At 54.9% G+C, this 16,659-nt stretch carries 11 protein-coding genes; 2 read left to right on the plus strand and 9 right to left on the minus strand.

Annotation, left to right across the window (positions count from 1 at the left end; translation table 11 throughout):
• Window positions 1-5 precede the first annotated feature (5 nt).
• The gene (gene zwf, locus H7A51_06980) at window positions 6-1,538 is read right to left on the minus strand and encodes a glucose-6-phosphate dehydrogenase (GenBank protein MCP5535965.1); all 1,533 of its coding nucleotides are present in this window, start codon (window positions 1,536-1,538) and stop codon (window positions 6-8) included.
• A 279-nt stretch (window positions 1,539-1,817) separates the two neighbouring features.
• On the opposite strand from zwf, the gene H7A51_06985 reads away from it, so the two are divergent.
• Both H7A51_06985 and H7A51_06990 read left to right on the plus strand, forming a co-directional pair.
• The gene (locus tag H7A51_06985) at window positions 1,818-3,227 is read left to right on the plus strand and encodes a prolyl oligopeptidase family serine peptidase (protein ID MCP5535966.1); all 1,410 of its coding nucleotides are present in this window, start codon (window positions 1,818-1,820) and stop codon (window positions 3,225-3,227) included.
• A gap of 15 nt (window positions 3,228-3,242) precedes the next feature.
• Window positions 3,243-4,625, plus strand: coding sequence for a sulfatase-like hydrolase/transferase (locus H7A51_06990; GenBank protein ID MCP5535967.1), 1,383 nt, complete (start codon window positions 3,243-3,245; stop codon window positions 4,623-4,625).
• Between the two features lie 24 nt (window positions 4,626-4,649).
• Here H7A51_06990 and H7A51_06995 read toward each other — a convergent pair whose 3' ends face one another.
• The 8 genes from H7A51_06995 to modA form a co-directional block, all read right to left on the minus strand.
• A complete protein-coding gene (locus H7A51_06995) occupies window positions 4,650-9,419 on the minus strand; it encodes a sulfatase-like hydrolase/transferase (GenBank protein MCP5535968.1) in 4,770 nt (1,589 codons plus the stop codon).
• A 98-nt stretch (window positions 9,420-9,517) separates the two neighbouring features.
• On the minus strand, window positions 9,518-10,237 hold the full coding sequence (locus H7A51_07000; protein MCP5535969.1) for a PEP-CTERM sorting domain-containing protein: 720 nt from the start codon (window positions 10,235-10,237) through the stop codon (window positions 9,518-9,520).
• A gap of 112 nt (window positions 10,238-10,349) precedes the next feature.
• A complete protein-coding gene (locus H7A51_07005; GenBank protein MCP5535970.1) occupies window positions 10,350-11,786 on the minus strand; it encodes a FecR domain-containing protein in 1,437 nt (478 codons plus the stop codon).
• Window positions 11,787-11,795: 9 nt separating this feature from the next.
• Window positions 11,796-12,341: a sigma-70 family RNA polymerase sigma factor gene (locus tag H7A51_07010; protein MCP5535971.1), complete on the minus strand. Its 546-nt coding sequence runs from the start codon at window positions 12,339-12,341 to the stop codon at window positions 11,796-11,798.
• Window positions 12,342-12,488: 147 nt separating this feature from the next.
• Window positions 12,489-13,553: an alkene reductase gene (locus tag H7A51_07015; protein ID MCP5535972.1), complete on the minus strand. Its 1,065-nt coding sequence runs from the start codon at window positions 13,551-13,553 to the stop codon at window positions 12,489-12,491.
• A 27-nt stretch (window positions 13,554-13,580) separates the two neighbouring features.
• Window positions 13,581-14,234, minus strand: a complete 654-nt coding sequence (locus tag H7A51_07020) for an ABC transporter ATP-binding protein (protein MCP5535973.1) — start codon at window positions 14,232-14,234, stop codon at window positions 13,581-13,583.
• A gap of 4 nt (window positions 14,235-14,238) precedes the next feature.
• Window positions 14,239-15,102 carry an ABC transporter permease gene (locus H7A51_07025; protein ID MCP5535974.1) on the minus strand — a complete coding sequence of 288 codons (864 nt, stop codon included), beginning with the start codon at window positions 15,100-15,102 and terminating at the stop codon, window positions 14,239-14,241.
• A complete protein-coding gene (gene modA / locus H7A51_07030) occupies window positions 15,095-16,606 on the minus strand; it encodes a molybdate ABC transporter substrate-binding protein (protein MCP5535975.1) in 1,512 nt (503 codons plus the stop codon). Before modA ends, H7A51_07025 begins: the two co-directional genes overlap by 8 nt.
• Between the last annotated feature and the right edge of the window lie 53 nt (window positions 16,607-16,659).

Raw genomic sequence — 16,659 nt, forward strand, 5'->3', positions numbered from 1 at the left:
AATAGTTAAAGCCTTCTCCATTTATGCCCGCTCGCACCTAACAACTCATCTGCATCCCTGGGCCCCCAGGTCCCGGCGACATACTCCGACATCTTGGGAGGTAATTTCGACTGGTGCCAGGCGTTTTCAATATGATCAATAAACTTCCACGCCTCTTCCACCTCGTCCCGGCGGGCAAACAGGGTGGCATCGCCGGCCATTGAGTCGAGTAAGAGCCGTTCATACGCTTCGGGGCTTCCCTTGCCAAAACTGGTTGCGTAGTGGAAGTCCATTTTCACCGGCTCAAGCCTGAGACTTGAGCCCGGGATCTTGGAAACCATGCGCAGGGAAATCCCCTCGTCGGGTTGAATCCGGATCACCAGCACATTGCCACCGGGAACACCTCCTGAGAGGGCGTTAAACAGCACGGTCGGTGGTTCTTTGAAGTGCACGGAGATCTCCGTGGCCTTTTTCGGGAGCTGTTTCCCCATCCGCACATAAAAAGGAACGCCACTCCAGCGCCAGGTGTCCACCAGGATTCTCAGGGCGACATAGGATTCCGTCATCGACTCGGGGTCCACCCGCTCCTCGTCTCGATATCCTACAACATTCTCACCATCAACGTGCCCTGCCACATACTGGGCGCGCACGACGTTTTGAGCCACAAGTTCAGGGGTGTCCCACTGACGCATGGAACGCAGCACCTTGACTTTTTCGTCCCTGACCCCATCAGCGGAAAGATCGGTCGGAGGCTCCATCGCAACCAGGCTCAGGAGCTGTAGGAGATGGTTTTGAACCATGTCACGCAGGGCACCCGACTGATCATAATAACCACCGCGCCCTCCCTCCATCCCGAGGTTCTCAGAGCATGTGATCTGGATTTGTTCAATGCAGCGGTTATTCCAGAGTGGTTCGAAAATGGCATTGGCAAACCTGAGAACCATGATGTTCTGGGCTGTTTCCTTACCCAGGTAATGGTCGATCCGGTAGGTGTCTTTTTCCCTGAATGTCCGGCTAACCACCTTATTCAAGTGCTGGGCGGTAGGTAGGTCTGTGCCAAATGGTTTCTCGACAATCACACGTGCCCAGTATCCCTCGGAGTTACGATTCAGCCCTGCTTCCTTGAGGTGTTCCAGAATGTCATCAAAATAGGCGGGAGCACTCGCGATGTAGAACAAGCGGTGTCCGTTGCCGCCGCGTTCACGATCAATTTCCTCCAGGCTTTCGGCAAGCCGCAGATAACCATTCACATCCTGGAACTCGCTCTGATGATAGTGGACATGCTGAGCAAACTCTTTCCAGATCGCATCATCGTGACCACTTCTGGATACTTTTTGATTGATCTCCTCAAGTCCATTTCTGAACGCGTCATCAGATTTCTCCCGACGTGCAAAACCAATGATTTTCACCCCTGCCGGAAGATCGCCTTCGACGTGTAAGTTATACAGGGCTGGAATCAATTTCCGGTGCGTCAGGTCGCCAGTGGCGCCAAAGATCACCACCGTGCACGCCTCCGGGCGTGAACGTGAAACCAGGTCCTTTCGAAACGGATTTTTCATAAGATATTTCCCTGCCCGGCCACTATCCATCATCCAGCCAACTGGCCAAGTGTATAATCGGAACCGGGGGGAGTCCGAAGGGTAATCCAGGAATGCAAAGCATCAAGTCAAACACGTGTCAACCGGCACGCAGACCATCCGGGCCTTGATAACCACCGTGCCGGGTGATGAAAACCAAGTCTCCTATTGAATTTAAATATCCGTACGCTATTCACTTGGATCATGCGGATCACATTTGTTCTAATACTCAGTAGCCTGTTCCTCTTAGCCTCTCCAAACATGGCGGCAGTGAAAGTTGCTGTGATGGGCGACTCCATCACCTTTGGGACCGGTGCCGAGGACCGGGAAAACAACCGCTACACAACGCGGCTAGCCCACTTACTCGGTGCACAATATGAACTTAAGACCTTCGCGGCAGGCGGTCTTTGCATGCTCAGGGAAGCCGACAAGCCATTTGCAAATAACAAACCATGGAAGGATGCTCTGACATTCAAACCCGATATCGCCATCATCGTCTTGGGAACCAATGACACTTGTCAAAACGAGAAACGGAAAAACTGGGATTCCCATAACAACCTAAGGGCCGATTCCCAGTTTCTTGTGGATGAACTCCGCAAGGCAAACCCCGAGGTCATCGTCCACCTCTGCTCGCCGCCTCCGATGTTTCCCAACCAGCCGGGATTATCCCCCGACAGGAAAAATGATCTGATCGAGCGCTCCAAGCGCCTGGCTACTATTCACCATGCCTACTCCTACACCGCACTCCGGGACAAGGGCGTTTTTTTCCACGATCTAAGCCGTGCACTCGCGTCTAACGAAACGATTGATGGCGTGCACCCCAACAACCCGGGCCATAACCGTATCGCGCACCATCTTTATGATCTGGTAATCCAGCCGACAGGACAGCGCGCAAGGTTTGATAAAATCTCCCGGGCACGTAGCGAATGGAATGGCTTCGAACGTCACGATTACCGGCTCCCCAAAACCGGAGCCCAGTGCACCCTCATCATTCCTCACACAGCAGCGAAAGGCCAGCCGTGGATCTGGAGGGCTCGCTTCTTTGGCCATCAACCAGCCCTCGATCTCGCACTGCTGGACCGTGGCTACCATCTTGCCTACGTCGAAGTGGGCGGACTCTATGGTGCAGGAGAGGCCATGGAACGCTGTGATGAATTTTATACCTTCCTGACTTCCAATTTTGACCTCCATAAAAAATCCATGATGGAAGGCATGTCACGTGGCGGGCTGCTGATCTTCAACTACGCCGCCAAGCACCCCGACCGTGTTTCGGCCATCTATGGCGACAACCCGGTCTGCGATTTTAAATCCTGGCCGGGAGGGAAAAACGGCAAGTTTTCCAAAGGCGACTGGGAAGGCTGCCTCAAACGCTATGGCATCACCGAGGAACAAGCTGCCAAGCACCCACAAATCAGCGATGCTTCATTCGCCACCAAGCTGGCCAAACATCAAATCCCGGTCGCCCTCGTGATTGGAACCGCAGACGTCGTTGTTCCTCCCGCTGAAAACGGGGAGCTCTTCGCCAAGCACTACGCCGCAGCGGGTGGGCCCGTCAAAATATGGCATAAACCTGGCAAGGGCCATCATCCCCACGGTCTCTCACCTATTGATCCCCTGCTCCGTTTTCTACTACGAGCCGATGGCCGGACGACCAAACCCGAGTCGGAATAACCTGACCCCATAAACATGATGAAACTCTTGATCACTTCACTTGCGGCACTGTTGATATGCTCATCAGCAAGCGCCAAGAAACCCCACATCATCCTCATCATGGCGGATGATGTGAGCTGGGAATGCTTTGGCAGCTATGGCGCACAGGATTACAAAACACCGGAACTCGACAAACTGGCGAAACAAGGGGTTCAGTTCAACCACTGTTACTCCACCCCCATCTGCACGACATCGCGCGTGATGATTATGACGGGGCAATACAACTTCCGTAACTACACCCACTTTGGCTTGCTCCATCCGAAGGATAAGACGTTTGGAAACCTACTCCACGCTGCCGGCTACAAAACCGCTGTCGCAGGCAAATGGCAGCTCAATGGTCTCTACAACAAACTCCCCGGATCTAACGACGCGCAACGGCCTCTCAAGTCCGGCTTTGATGCGTGGTGTCTCTGGCAACTCACAAAACCCAAAACCGCAGGCAGCGAACGATTCTGGAACCCTGCCATCGAACAAAACGGTAAAGTCCTCCCTAAAAAAAGCGTGGCGGGAAAATACGGCCCCGACATGATGAGCGACTTCCTCTGCGATTTTTTCGAGAAACATCACAAGCAGCAACCCGTCTTTCTCTACTACCCGATGGTGCTGGTCCACAACCCCTTTGTCCCCACACCCGACAGCCTTGGCCCCAATGGGAAAAAGACCAACAAACAACCTAAAGACGCCAAACTGCGGAAGAAAAACTTCGTTGCCATGGTCAACTACATGGACAAAATCGTCGGCAAAATTGTCAAAAAAGTAGATGACCTCGGTGAGCTTGAAAACACACTGATCCTCTTCACCGCCGACAATGGCACCAATGAGGTCATCACATCACTATGGAACAACCAGCCTATCCAAGGAGGCAAAGGAGGGATGAAAGACATGGGAACGCATGTTCCTCTCATCGCCTATTGGAAAGGCACGTCATCAGCGGGCACGGTGCTCAGTGATCTTGTCGACTTCACTGATTTTTACCCCACCTTGGCAGAAGCCGCTGGTATCCAAATGGGTGAAAACGACCCCACCGACGGCCGCAGTTTTCTGTCTCGATTGCGCGGAGAAAAGGGCAACCCGCGCGACTGGGCACTCTGCCACTATCAATGTTACTGGGACAAGACACCGGGGCAATTTGCACGCACCCAACAATACAAACTTTACCGCGACGGCCGCTTTTTCTCTGTGCCCAACGATTTGAAAGAGACCACCGACCTATCAAAAGAACCCATGAGCCCAGAGGCTAAAAAAGCCCACCAAAAGTTGCAGGCGACTCTCGAACAATGCCCTCCGGCCCCCACCGAACGTCTCGGGCGTGACGCCAAGAAACGTCCTCTTTACCCCGATTGGCCCCACATAAAATAGCAGCCATGTCGGGTCCTCATGCGCCTAATCGGCAATCAGCAGCCGCATGAACAAGCGTTCCTCGCTGGTCAAACTTGCATCGGTTTCGATCGTTCTGAGGTGAAATTCACCATGGTCCAAGGTGGGGTGGTCTGCCGTCGATTTCAAAGTCCACGGCAGTGTCCAGTCGGTGAGATCGCGGGAAACCTGGACACCGTAGCCAAGGTCATGTGTCCCGTCATTGCGCTGCGGATAGGTGACTTCCAGTTTCTGTGTGGATGCGTTGTATGTGGGAATGATCTGGCTTTGTGCGTGGTCAGCGACCAGTGGGTTCATACCCAAAGCATACTCGGTGAGTAGATCGACCCCGTCTCCATCACTGTCCGAGGTCCAATCCACGGCGGCGACACTGCCGAAATTCCTGAACAACCACGCCGCTGCGGCTTGGCCGGTGGCATTCGCTTCAGCGGTCACTTCCGCCGGTGTCAGGGCTCTTGGGGCAATGCGGAACTCATCGATCGACAACTGGGCCGAACCGACGCGCGCACCGCCCAGGTAGATTTTCGAGTTGCTTGTTGTGACCGCTTGGGCCGCGGATGCGCTGATTGTCTCGGCGGCACCATCAACGTAGAGCAGTCCTTCGGTGACGTCAGGGGAGCCGTCGTCGGCTAACACCACAGCGATATGGTGCCACAAGCCGTCACGTAAATCAGTTTGCCCGGTGATGGAGCCGGAGGCGACGTCGAGATGGAGTCGACCGTTCGCATCAACACTCATTTCCCATAACCCACCGTTGATGGTTGGGTCCCCCCAGGTGCAGATCACACCACCACCCGTTGTCTTGATCCAGGCGGTCACCGTCCTCGCATTTCCACCCACCGGCGGAGAGAAGTTGGCATTGGGAATCTCCACCTGGTCGTCAACCCCATCGAATTCCAGGGCGCGGTTATGTTTTCCAGCGACCCAATGCGAGCTGTTGTCTGCAAATTGAATGAGGTCTCCCCGTTTTTCACCACTGGCATCAAAGGCCTCAATTCCCTCGGTCCGGTTCATGGGAAGCCACATGTCCAGTTGCCCGTAGTCGGCGCCATTGATACTCCTGACAACAGACTGCTGCCAGGCGTGCAGCTCCGTCTGCATATCGCTCAGGCGTTGCGCATGCTCGGGTGCGCCAGCCAGGTTGTTAGACTCCATCGGATCGCTTTCCAGATTATACAGCTCGTAGGTCGTGTCATTGATCCGGTGCAGTTTCCATGGCCAGCTCAACCACGCGGCGTGTCCGGGTGATGCCGTTTCTGAAAACCGGGGAAACTCATCGATGTCCTTTTTGATGCGATACGCATCATGAGGTGTCGGGTCTCCCGCTTGCTGTTTGTTCATGATCGCGCTCAGCGTCGCGTCGCTATAGGTGGCTTCCCCGTCTTGGAACAGATGCCAGAAACCAATCGGCGGGCGACTGCTGACATCACCTTCGATGACATCCGTCACATTCACACCGTCCAGAGGAAGCTGGTTTTCCACGGTGACACCCGCCATGGCCAAGAGCGTGGGATACATGTCTGAGTGCACCACGGGAACACTGGTCGCCCCTTTCAAGTTGCGCGCGGGCCATTCGACAATCGCCGGCACACGCAGTCCGCCTTCGTAGATGCTGCCCTTTTTATCCCGGCCTCCAGAACTCGCCGTGAGCAGGCCGCCATTGTCACTGCAGAACCAGAGGATGGTGTTTTGATCGATCGAGTTGTCTTTCAGCCATTGCCGCAGGCGGCCCACGTTTTCATCCAACAGAGTGATTTCACGATAGTAACCCGCATTGCTATCGCCGCTGTAAAGTGTCGAGCCATCCGGCACCTCCTCGTGCGGTGAGTGTGGCGAGGGGAACCAAATCGTCGCGAACATGGGCTGAGGCCCGTTTTTGTGTGTATTGAGAAAGCCGATCGCTTCATCCATGGTGATCTCCGTGCCCTTGCCGGTCGGGTGCTCGACCACGCCATTGCGGCTGAGGTATGGGTTGTTGTCAAAATAGTTCAAGCCAATGACCCACTCGTCAAAACCCATCGCGCTTGGGTTGGCCGGACTGTCAGGCTGCCCGGAGCCAAGATGCACTTTGCCGAACATGCCCGTCACGTAACCCGCGCCCTTAAACGCTTCGGCCATCGTCATTTCCTGCTCCCGCATGTAGCGCCCGTGATTGGGAACCTTGCAGCGGATCGGATGCCGGCCTGTTAGTAAGCCCGCACGTGATGGCGAACAAACGGGAGCCGCCGCGTAGAAGCGGTGAAAAACATATCCGTCCGCCGCCATCGCATCCAGTGAGGGCGTCAATACAACACCATGTCCGTTGTAGCCCGTATCACCCCAGCCCTGATCGTCTGCCAGCACAATGATGACGTTGGGTTTGTTTCCATTGGGTGACAGGTCGATGCTAAATGAGCCAACCGCCTGATTACTAACAGCCGATTCACTGCCGTCGGAGTCAAGTGCGGTGACCTGGTAGGTGTAGATCACCCCGCTGGATATGCCGCTGTCGGTGTAGGCGGATGTGGGCGCAGTGACGGTGGCCAATAAAGCAAATCCCCCGGCACCCTCTTTGCGATACACTTTGTAAGCTTCAAGATCTGCCTCGGTATTGTCGTCCCAGTCCAACGTAACCGAACCGGGGCTGGACAGGGCGACCAGCCCTGTGGGTGCGGCGGGTGGTGGAGGCAACGTGACCCCAACCACTGAAAAATCATCAAAATGCAGGTCATCGGCACCAACGACATTTGAATAAAGACCATAGTCCCCCCCGGTCAGCGTGGTGTCCGTGCCGGATAGAGTCACCATCGTGCTCCCCGCCGTGCCGGAGTCCCCGCCAGTGACATCGATGAGCGACCCTGTGTAGGATCCGGAGCCATTGCCATTCAATGTCAGGCGATAAGTATTCCCATCGAACAGAGGCCCCAAATCAGTGCCGGTGTTAGTGAGATCGAGATTGTATTGGGTCGAGTTATTATCAAAACGGGACATGGTCACCCGTCCATTGGACCCTCTGACCCGGAAGACGTAAAAGTCGTTGGCATCATCTCCCAGTCCACTGCCGCCTACCCCCCAGGTCAGCCCGGCCCAGTTCTGTGCACCTGTCTTGGCATCGAATGTAAACTCAACCGACAAGCTAAAGGGAGCCGATGTTAGAATTTCTTTTTTGTGGGTATAAACCGTTGCCGCTGTCGAGCTCGGAGATGTGAGCACTCCGTTAGCCTGGGTGTATGCCGGACCAATGACAGGCGTCCAGTCGGGATCGATGGGGTCAACGTTGAAATCATCGGTAATCGTTGTGGTCAATTTCAACATTTGATACGCCATGGCCCGGCCAAGGTTGATTTGTGCCTCGGCGTTGAGATGAACCTCGTCGGTATCGCGATAACCGTCAATTTCCTGTTCATGGGTCGGGTGATCCGTGCTGTTGGTGGGGATGCTGGCGGTATTGGCGACCGAGAGTGCGGCTCCTGAGTTTTCATCGGCATCGAGAATGGCTTGCCGCACGGTCAGATAACCCGGGTAATCCGTCACCACCTGTCCACCAGCCGGAGCATACGGCAGGACCTGGCCAGCTACAAAACGAATCCCGTCGGGCGATGCATGACTGCTGAATTGCTCCCTGATGCGACCTATGAAATGGGAAAGGTTGGTGCCATAAGCATTGGAATCGGAAACGCTTGTGGCGTCTCTTTCACCTTGTTGCCAGACCATGCCCCTGATGACAGGTGCGTATCCATCCGCCTCGAGCGCAGCGATGGCGTTGTTTACCGTCGAGACAAACGTGCTGAACTGGTTCCCCCAATTGCCTGTATCACTGGCGTCGGCACCCGGTTTCCAATTACTGATGAGACTGGTTCCACCGGCTGCATGTTTGATCAACGCGACCTGGGTGCCTTGGACATAATCCGCACAGATTTCACCAAAGGTGATTTCCGGGCCAAACGATGAGGCGTCGAAGCCAGCGGGTTGCAGGCTGATCCAATGATTGGCTCCGCCTGCGCTGGTGACACTGCTGGAGTGATAGAATTTGATGGAGGGGATCGAGGTCAGTTCGGCGGGTAATTTCGATTGCCGTCCAACCCCTTGCATATTGGATTGGCCACCCAGCAAATAGACATCAATCGGAATCGGCGGCTGTTCCGGCGGACATGGGTCATTGACCAACCTCACGTTATCGAACCAGCCGACGCTCGCGCCGTTGGTGAGTTCAATGCGCAAGGGCTGGCCTTCACCGGCCGGTGCCTCACCAGTGGTGATTTGAGCCGTCCAGGTTACCCAGTTGCCATTCACCTGCGCCGGCTGGCTTGCCTGGTCCAAGGTGAGGAGAATATTCTGCCCCGTGGCCGACCCGTAACCGAGATGCACGATGGGGCTGCCCGGGTCACCACCCGAGTTACTCAGGTCCCGGTCGCCAATATCCACCGTTAGCGTATAAGTTGTGTTAGGCGCGAGAGTGGTTGAAAGAACTTGGTAAATGTCTCTTGCTGCGGTGAAAAACGATTGGTCATTGGCGTCCGTGTCCGGGGTATTCGTCAAGGATGCATGAAAGAAGCTATCGCCGGCATGGGAAACGATGCCCCGGTTCCCCGCCGTGCCACCCCGACCATCATCAAACCCGATCCAGCCTGTGGGAACGATGGAGTTATTGTAGTCATCTCCAGGGGACGCAACCGTTGCGGTGTTCCCGTCTCGGGCAATGATATCCGACTCAAAGCTGTGGTTCTGGATGGTAATCCCGGCATGAAGCGAGGAAGCTGCGGCGGTAATTCCCCCACAGATCAGGGGTAATAACATGGTGTTTCTCATAATGAATCCGGGTGTCTGACAAGTTGGCGAAAAAAATGCCCATGGAAAATGACTCCCATAGGCACTGTTAGTTTCATTTGATCAAATTACTTTCTACGGCGCAGTATCAAGGCCAAGCCACCAAGACCAAGAAGAGCGAAGGAGGAAGGCTCGGGAACCGAAGTAACAACTGAAAAGCTCTCAACTTGTAATTCATTGTCTTCAGGTTGAAGCGCGTAAATGCCAAAGTGGCCTCCGCTGGTATGCGTAGCATCGACAATAGTTCCCGTAGAATAGATGGTTCCATCCGTGCCATCAATATCGATGAGTTCAGCACTGAACGTTCCTGCAACGGGTGAAACGACAGTAAGACGATAGGTGTTATTCGCCGTTAACGCGCCAAAATCGCCAGGTCCCTCAACAGCACTGCTCCACAAGTTAATGTCACCGCCCCATTCAGTAATCGTAGCGCGACCATTCTCAGTGCGGACTCTCCAAATGTAGGTACTGGCAGCACTACCAAAATTCCATGCCACTCCAGCCCAATCTTGTTCACTGGCGGTAACCGAGGTCACATGGAAATCCATAGTCAGCGTAAAGGCGGTGTCGCTGGGCACCGTCGATGTAGTGATATAACTAGCTGCACCTGAAGGCCCTCCGATCCCTGTCACGGATAACTCACCGGCACCTTCCACCCAGTTTACCCCATTTTTATTCCATTCGGAGTCAATGCTCGAGTCACCAAAATCATCGGTGAAGCTGGTTGCTGCTGATGCTGAAGGGATGACTGCGGCGGCCATCGCTGCCATGATTAGTTTCTTTTTCATAGTGGTTGTCATATTGGTAGATATTGGGATTCGTGGCCAACTTACGGCGTTGGACATCTACGGAAGTCCACATCCCGGCATAAGGTTAACGAAAAAATGCCATCGATGATGATTATTTTTCCGAACGTGTTGTTTGTGCCGAGAATTTCTTCATCAGGACATGATTCCCAAAGCGGGTGTAAATACCCAGGTTTCCCCTCTCGGGTGCCTCCAGCTCCTTGCTCAAGGTCATCAGAGCCTTGCCTGGAGCGCTTAAGTCAAAAATCTTCCCGGTGACAACTCCCCCCTTGTCCACAGTCAGCGTGAGCCGGTAATCGTGGTTCATTTTAAGAGCCCCCAGATCACCGCCGGCGTCCTCGCTGCTCATCAGTTGAAGTGGGTTGGCATCGGAATGTTTTTCGACCCTGGAGATGGTTACGCGTCCACTGTCCTGCCTGACGCGGAAGACAAAGTAAGGTAATTCCTGGTCTCCGGCGACGGGAACATTCCAGGCGACACCCGCCCACTGCTCAGTTTTGCCCGACGATCGTTTTTTAAACTGAAAATCCATCGAGACGAAAAACGGATCGTTGGCAGGCAGGGAGCGGTGTGCCATGACCGCGTGGACCCGGGCGGTGGACGTCAGCCCGTCCTTCCCCTGCTTCCAGTTGCCGGCACGCGTGACCCAGCCCCTGTCCAAGAGATTGTTTTTACCGCTGAAGTTCTGGCTGAAACGCATACTGGCAGCGGTTTTCACCTGGGTGGGAAACGGCCCTGCAGCGAGAGGAATCACCGAAGTCTTTCCCTTGGAAACAACACGGATCGCCTCGTTCGCCTTGAGCGATGCCTGCTTTTCATTCGATTGAGGCTCAACCAATTGCACCTCGCCCTCGAAAACGTGGACCTCCAGGCTGTCTCCAGCAAAAACACCAAAACGTGTGCCGATGTCTTTCACCAGATATCCGTTGGTGGTGATGGAGAAGGATTCCTTGCCAACATTGGAATCAACCCAAAGGCGACCTTTTTGCAGTTCCGGCTGATAGAGGGACTCCGGAAAATGCAGTGCCGCCGGACCTTCAAGGATCAATTCCGTGCCGTCCGGCAACGAGATATTGAGTGAGCCGTGGGTGACATGAACCGTTGACCCCGGAGTGATGACACCGGGCGGGGTATCCTTAGCTGCGTCCCCTTGGCTTAGATTCCAAATAATATCCGCTGACGGGGTGACGCTTGCGTAGGGAACGGCTTCCGGAGCCATGATAAATCGGGCCGCGACCGCCATGATGACAAGGATGGCTGCGGCATAGAGGATGGACCGGGTGAAGTTCTTGCGCACCCCTCTCCGGTTTGCCCCCGGGAGGACGGGCAGGAGGTCTTTCTCCGCCTGGGTCCGGGCCTCGCTCTGCAGAGCGGCCACGAATCCCATGTAGTCATGGTAGACCTTTCTGGCCTCGGCAGACGACAACAGCAAGTCATGCAACTGCTCGCGCTCCTTGGCGTCAAGCGTGCCATCATCAAGCCCCTCGATGAGGGTGATGAGTTCCGAGTGTTCAAATAATGGAGGGTTCATCAGAGAAAATTAATGGTGAGCTAACAGGCGCCTGCTGACACAGTCGCGCAGCTGTTTCCGAATCCGGTGCAGAGTCACCTTCAGGCTGTTGACACTACGCGAGCTGTCCTTCGCCAGGTTGGCAAAGGGGATTTTTTGCCAGTAACGTTGCATTACCAATCCACGGTCTTCCTGCCGTAAATTGACCAGGCAATGCCGGAGGGCCCTTACTTGGTCCCTGATGACGTCGAGCTGGATATTTTCACCCGATTCATCAGCCAGAACATGCATCAGCTCTTCCGGCATGGCGGACTCTTTATTCCTTTGCGAATCCCGCCAGTGGGACAGCACCCGAAAACGAGCCAAGGTGAAGATCCACGCCTTGAAGTTGGTGTTTGGTTCAAATTTCGCCCGGTTTTTCCAGATATCCACACTGACGTCCTGAATAATGTCATCCACCTCCTGGCATCCGGGCATGAGGGAGATAATGAATGCACGCAGTACCGTCTGATGCTCGACGAAGAGTCTTACAAACTCATCCTCTTCATCTGTGGGTTCTGTATCGACCAGTTGCATTCAGAAAAATCAATTCACCTTATCTATGTCCATGCCTGGATCCTCCGCCAGACTAACCTATACACTGAATAAGTCCGAAGAGGGAGAAAAGGTTACAGAATAATGTATCCCCCCTGTGTTTATTTCCCGGCGGCTTGTTTTTCCGGGCTATGCCAGCCTCGGATAATCGGTGTAACCCACCGGACCGTCACCGTAGAAGGTTTCTGGTTGTGGTTCGTTAAGATCTGCGCCAGTGGCGAACCTTGCTGGTAAATCCGGGTTCGCGATGATCAGCTGTCCCCAGGAAATGGCGTCGGCCTCCCCGGCTTGGATCAGGTCTTCGCCATCTTGCTGGCTGAGTTGCTGGTTGGCGATAAATGCACCACCGAACTCTTTTTTCATCATCGGGCCCAGACGTGGCTCTTCTTTTCCTTCCCGCGCAAAAATAAATGCGATCCCACGTTCGCCTACTTCCCTGGCGACGTATCCGAACGTTGACGCTGGATCGTCATCGCCCATTCCATGGGCGTCGCATCTTGGAGCCAAGTGAAGCCCTACACGGTCCGCCCCCCAAACATCCACACAGGCATCGACCACCTCTAACATAAGTCGCGCACGGTTTGCGAGTGAGCCTCCATAGTCATCGCTGCGTTGATTCGTGCTGCTTTGTAAAAACTGGTCCAATAAATACCCGTTGGCCCCATGGATTTCGACGCCATCAAAGCCCGCCCGCCTGGCATTCTCTGCCCCTTTGCGGTAAGCCTCAACAATGCTGGGAATCTCATCCCTTTCCAAGGCCCTGGGAGTCACGAACGCTTTCTTGGGACGAAGCAAACTCACAGACCCAGCTGGGGCAATCGCGCTCGGTGCCACGGGAAGCCGCCCATCGAGGTAAATAGGATCGGAAACGCGGCCAACATGCCAGAGCTGGAGAATGATCCTGCCCCCGGCGTCGTGCACGGCCTTGGTTGCCAGCTGCCAGCCTTCGACTTGCGCATCCGACCAGATACCAGGTGTGTTAGGGTAACCCACGCCCAGCGGAGTGACCGAAGTGGCCTCTGAAATGATCAGTCCCACCGATGCTCTTTGAGCGTAGTACTCGGCCATCATGGCATTGGCCACCCGGCCCTCGCTGGCCCGGCAGCGTGTTAGAGGTGCCATGATGATGCGGTTTGGAAGTTCCCATGCCCCCATTTTCATAGGGGAAAGAAGTGGTGATTGTTGTGCGTTCATAAAAAAATTTGAGGGCAGCGGTTTGATCTAGGTAAATGATGTCAGCAACGATATTTGCCCGTCATTGAGCTCGTAGTTGAGGTCCCCGAGAAATTCCGCCTCTTCCTGACGATGGGTAATATGCAAGGTTGTCAGACTTTCCCGCTGAATCACGTCCTTTAGTAAAACCATCATCCCCTCATGCGCCTCGCGATCCAGGCCTGTCAAGGCTTCATCAAGACACAGCAGCTTGGGTCGACCTGCAATCGCCCGCCCAATGGCCACTCGTTTTGCCTCGCCACCAGAGAGCCCCCTGGGACGACGGTCAAGTAGCTCGATGATGGACAAGGATGCCGCCAGCGACTCGACCCGCTTATTGATTTCCTCTTTTTGCCACTTCTGTAATCGTGGCCCGAATTCCAGATGCTCACGCACGGTCATGTGGGGAAAAAGCACGGTATCCTGGGGCACCAGACCGATTTGCCGTTCACCGGGACGGAGGTGGTCGATACGCTGGTCGTCAAGGGTAATACCACCTGTTTCGACTTTCCGCAGGCCACAAAGAGCCTCCATCAAGGTTGTCTTACCCGACCCGCTGCGTCCCATCAGCACGCCGCAATGGCCGGTCGTAATGGCCAGGGAAACGTCTGAGAGACGAAACTCACCTGCACGCACGGATAGCTGGGTAATGGCAAGGGACATCGTGTTAGAGGAAGGGCGTTTTTGAACGTGTGATAAAGCGGATCAGCGAAATCAACCCGAGGGCGAGGATGATCATCAGCAGCGATACGGCTGCGGCACCACCAAGATTGCCGATATTGATTTCCAGGAAAACGGAAGTCGCCAGCACCTCGGTCCGACCGCGGGTAGCGCCGGCAAAAACAAGGATGGGGCCAAACTCTCCTAACGCGCGCGCCCAGGCCAACACGCCTGCGGCGACCAGACCCTGCCCGGCCTGCGGCAGAGCCACATTCCAGAACGCCCCCGAACGGTTACAGCCCAGGGTCATCGCAACCTGCTCGGAGCGATGGTCAATCTGGTCAAAGGTGTTTTTGACCACCCTGATGGCAAAGGCTGTCGCGACAGTAAACTGCGCCAAGATGATAGCCGGGATGGCAAAGGTCACCATCATCCCGTGGTCGTTTAACCACTTTTCCAGGCTGCCGCCGGCAAACGGCACCTTGTTAAACAAAATCAACAAACTCAGACCCACGACCAACGGCGGCAGCACAATGGGGATATCGAGGACGGCATCGATCACTGCACGTCCCGGGAAGCGGAAACGGGAAAGCAGATAACCAATCGGCACAGCGCACAGTATGGAAAGGATGGCACTCACTGAACAGGTGAGAAAGGTTAACCGGATGGATGCGTGAATATCCGGGTTATACCACATACCCAACAGGTCTTGCCACTCAATCGCGGTCATGTTAGCGAGCACAAGAGCCGTGATCAGGCAGGTGTAACAGAGTGCGAGTCCGCCGATTCCGAGGAAAAACGGAATATCGCTCGGAATGCGTCCGGGCCCGCTCACGGACGTATCCTCTTTCCGGCCATCGTCACTACTCATCGGTCCATTCTCTTTTGATAAATTTGAAACCCAATTGCTCAAAGCGGCTCCTGGCATCATCATGAGTGATAAAATCGCGCAGACGAAGCACCATCTGCGGATAAGGTGTATCATGGGCCACGACAAACGGCTGATGGGCGATGGCATCGGGCTGACGTAAGCGGATGATCTTACAGTCCGCCATCATTCCGGGACTTGCCATGGCATTACTGAGGTAGATCAAAGCCGCATCAAGCGCACCGCTCTGCATCTGGTTTGCCAGTTCCTCGCCCTTACTGGCCAGGACGACCACATTGCCGCTGTCGTGCAGTTCATCCCAGCACCCATAACGCATCATCATATCCATGGTAAGCTTGCCCAAAGCACTTTTCCCGGCATCGGCCAGCCCCACCCTGAGACCAATTTTTGAAAGGTCGTCGAGCTTCTTCAAGCCTCTTGGATTCCCCTTCGGGACAAGCATGACTATCTCGTTGGAAGTGATGATCATCCCCGGGCCAAACCTATCCTTCACATCACTGAGAAACGTCGAATCGCATGGAAAATAGGCCGACGGCATCGCTCCAGCATCGTTCTCGTTCATCCTGGCAAGCAGGGTGCCACAACCATCAAAAACGGTTTTGATCCTGCACCCTTCCCGTTGTTCAAACAGTCTGAGCCGGTCTTCGATCGCAGGTCGAAGCATCGAGCCTGCAAACAGGGTCAACACCGGCGCGTCTGTCCAGCTATCGGCAACGGCGGGCACCGTGAAACCCATCTTTTCAAAGACATCCCGGCCTCTCCCCGTCGCTGCCAGATAACGCATGAAGTGCAGGGCGGCAGGAACCTCCGCTCCTCTGAGGATACCCGCTGTCGCGCAACGGGGGATGTCTTCAAAAACAGGTACACGCACAAGCTCGACATCCTTGAACTGCGACGCAACCGCATCCCAGGCCAAACCGGCATCCACCGCGCCGGTCGCGACGTCTTCAACGACGTTGTTCACCGTTGGTTTGGTAACGAGGATCTGGGGGCTGATCCTTTCCCAGTCGCCTGATTCCATGAGCACACGCCTCACAAAGCTACCGATGGCTGCCGTTGGTTCACCCACGCTGATTCTGACGCCGCGCCGCGCCAGATCATCCATCGACCGGATATTCCTCGGGTTCCCTTTTCTCACCACCACCACCGCACGCAGGCGGGCAAGATCCGTCGACTCCAGCACCAGGCCTTCGGCCTTCATGGGCCCGATGTATGACGAATCCGCGGGAATATACAGATCCCCACCCGACACCTTGATCTGCGACGCGAGCACTCCCGAGCCCGCAAAATTCAACCGGATCCGGGTGCCGTATTCCATTTCATACTGACGGGCAATTTCCCGCACCGGCTTCTGCAGGGCTGCCGCACAATGCACGGTCAGCACCTCCGCACTGCTCTCAACCGGCTTGCCATGTCGACTCAAAATGAAGACCAGCACCCCCAGGGTGACCAACAACAAGCCAAGAATATAAAATGGTTTCTTCATCACCAAAGGTCCGGTTGGAAGCTCCTAAAAAGGTGACCAAGCCCAACGACACA

The sequence above is a fragment of the Akkermansiaceae bacterium genome (assembly GCA_024233115.1).
Classification (GTDB): Bacteria; Verrucomicrobiota; Verrucomicrobiia; order Verrucomicrobiales; family Akkermansiaceae; genus Oceaniferula.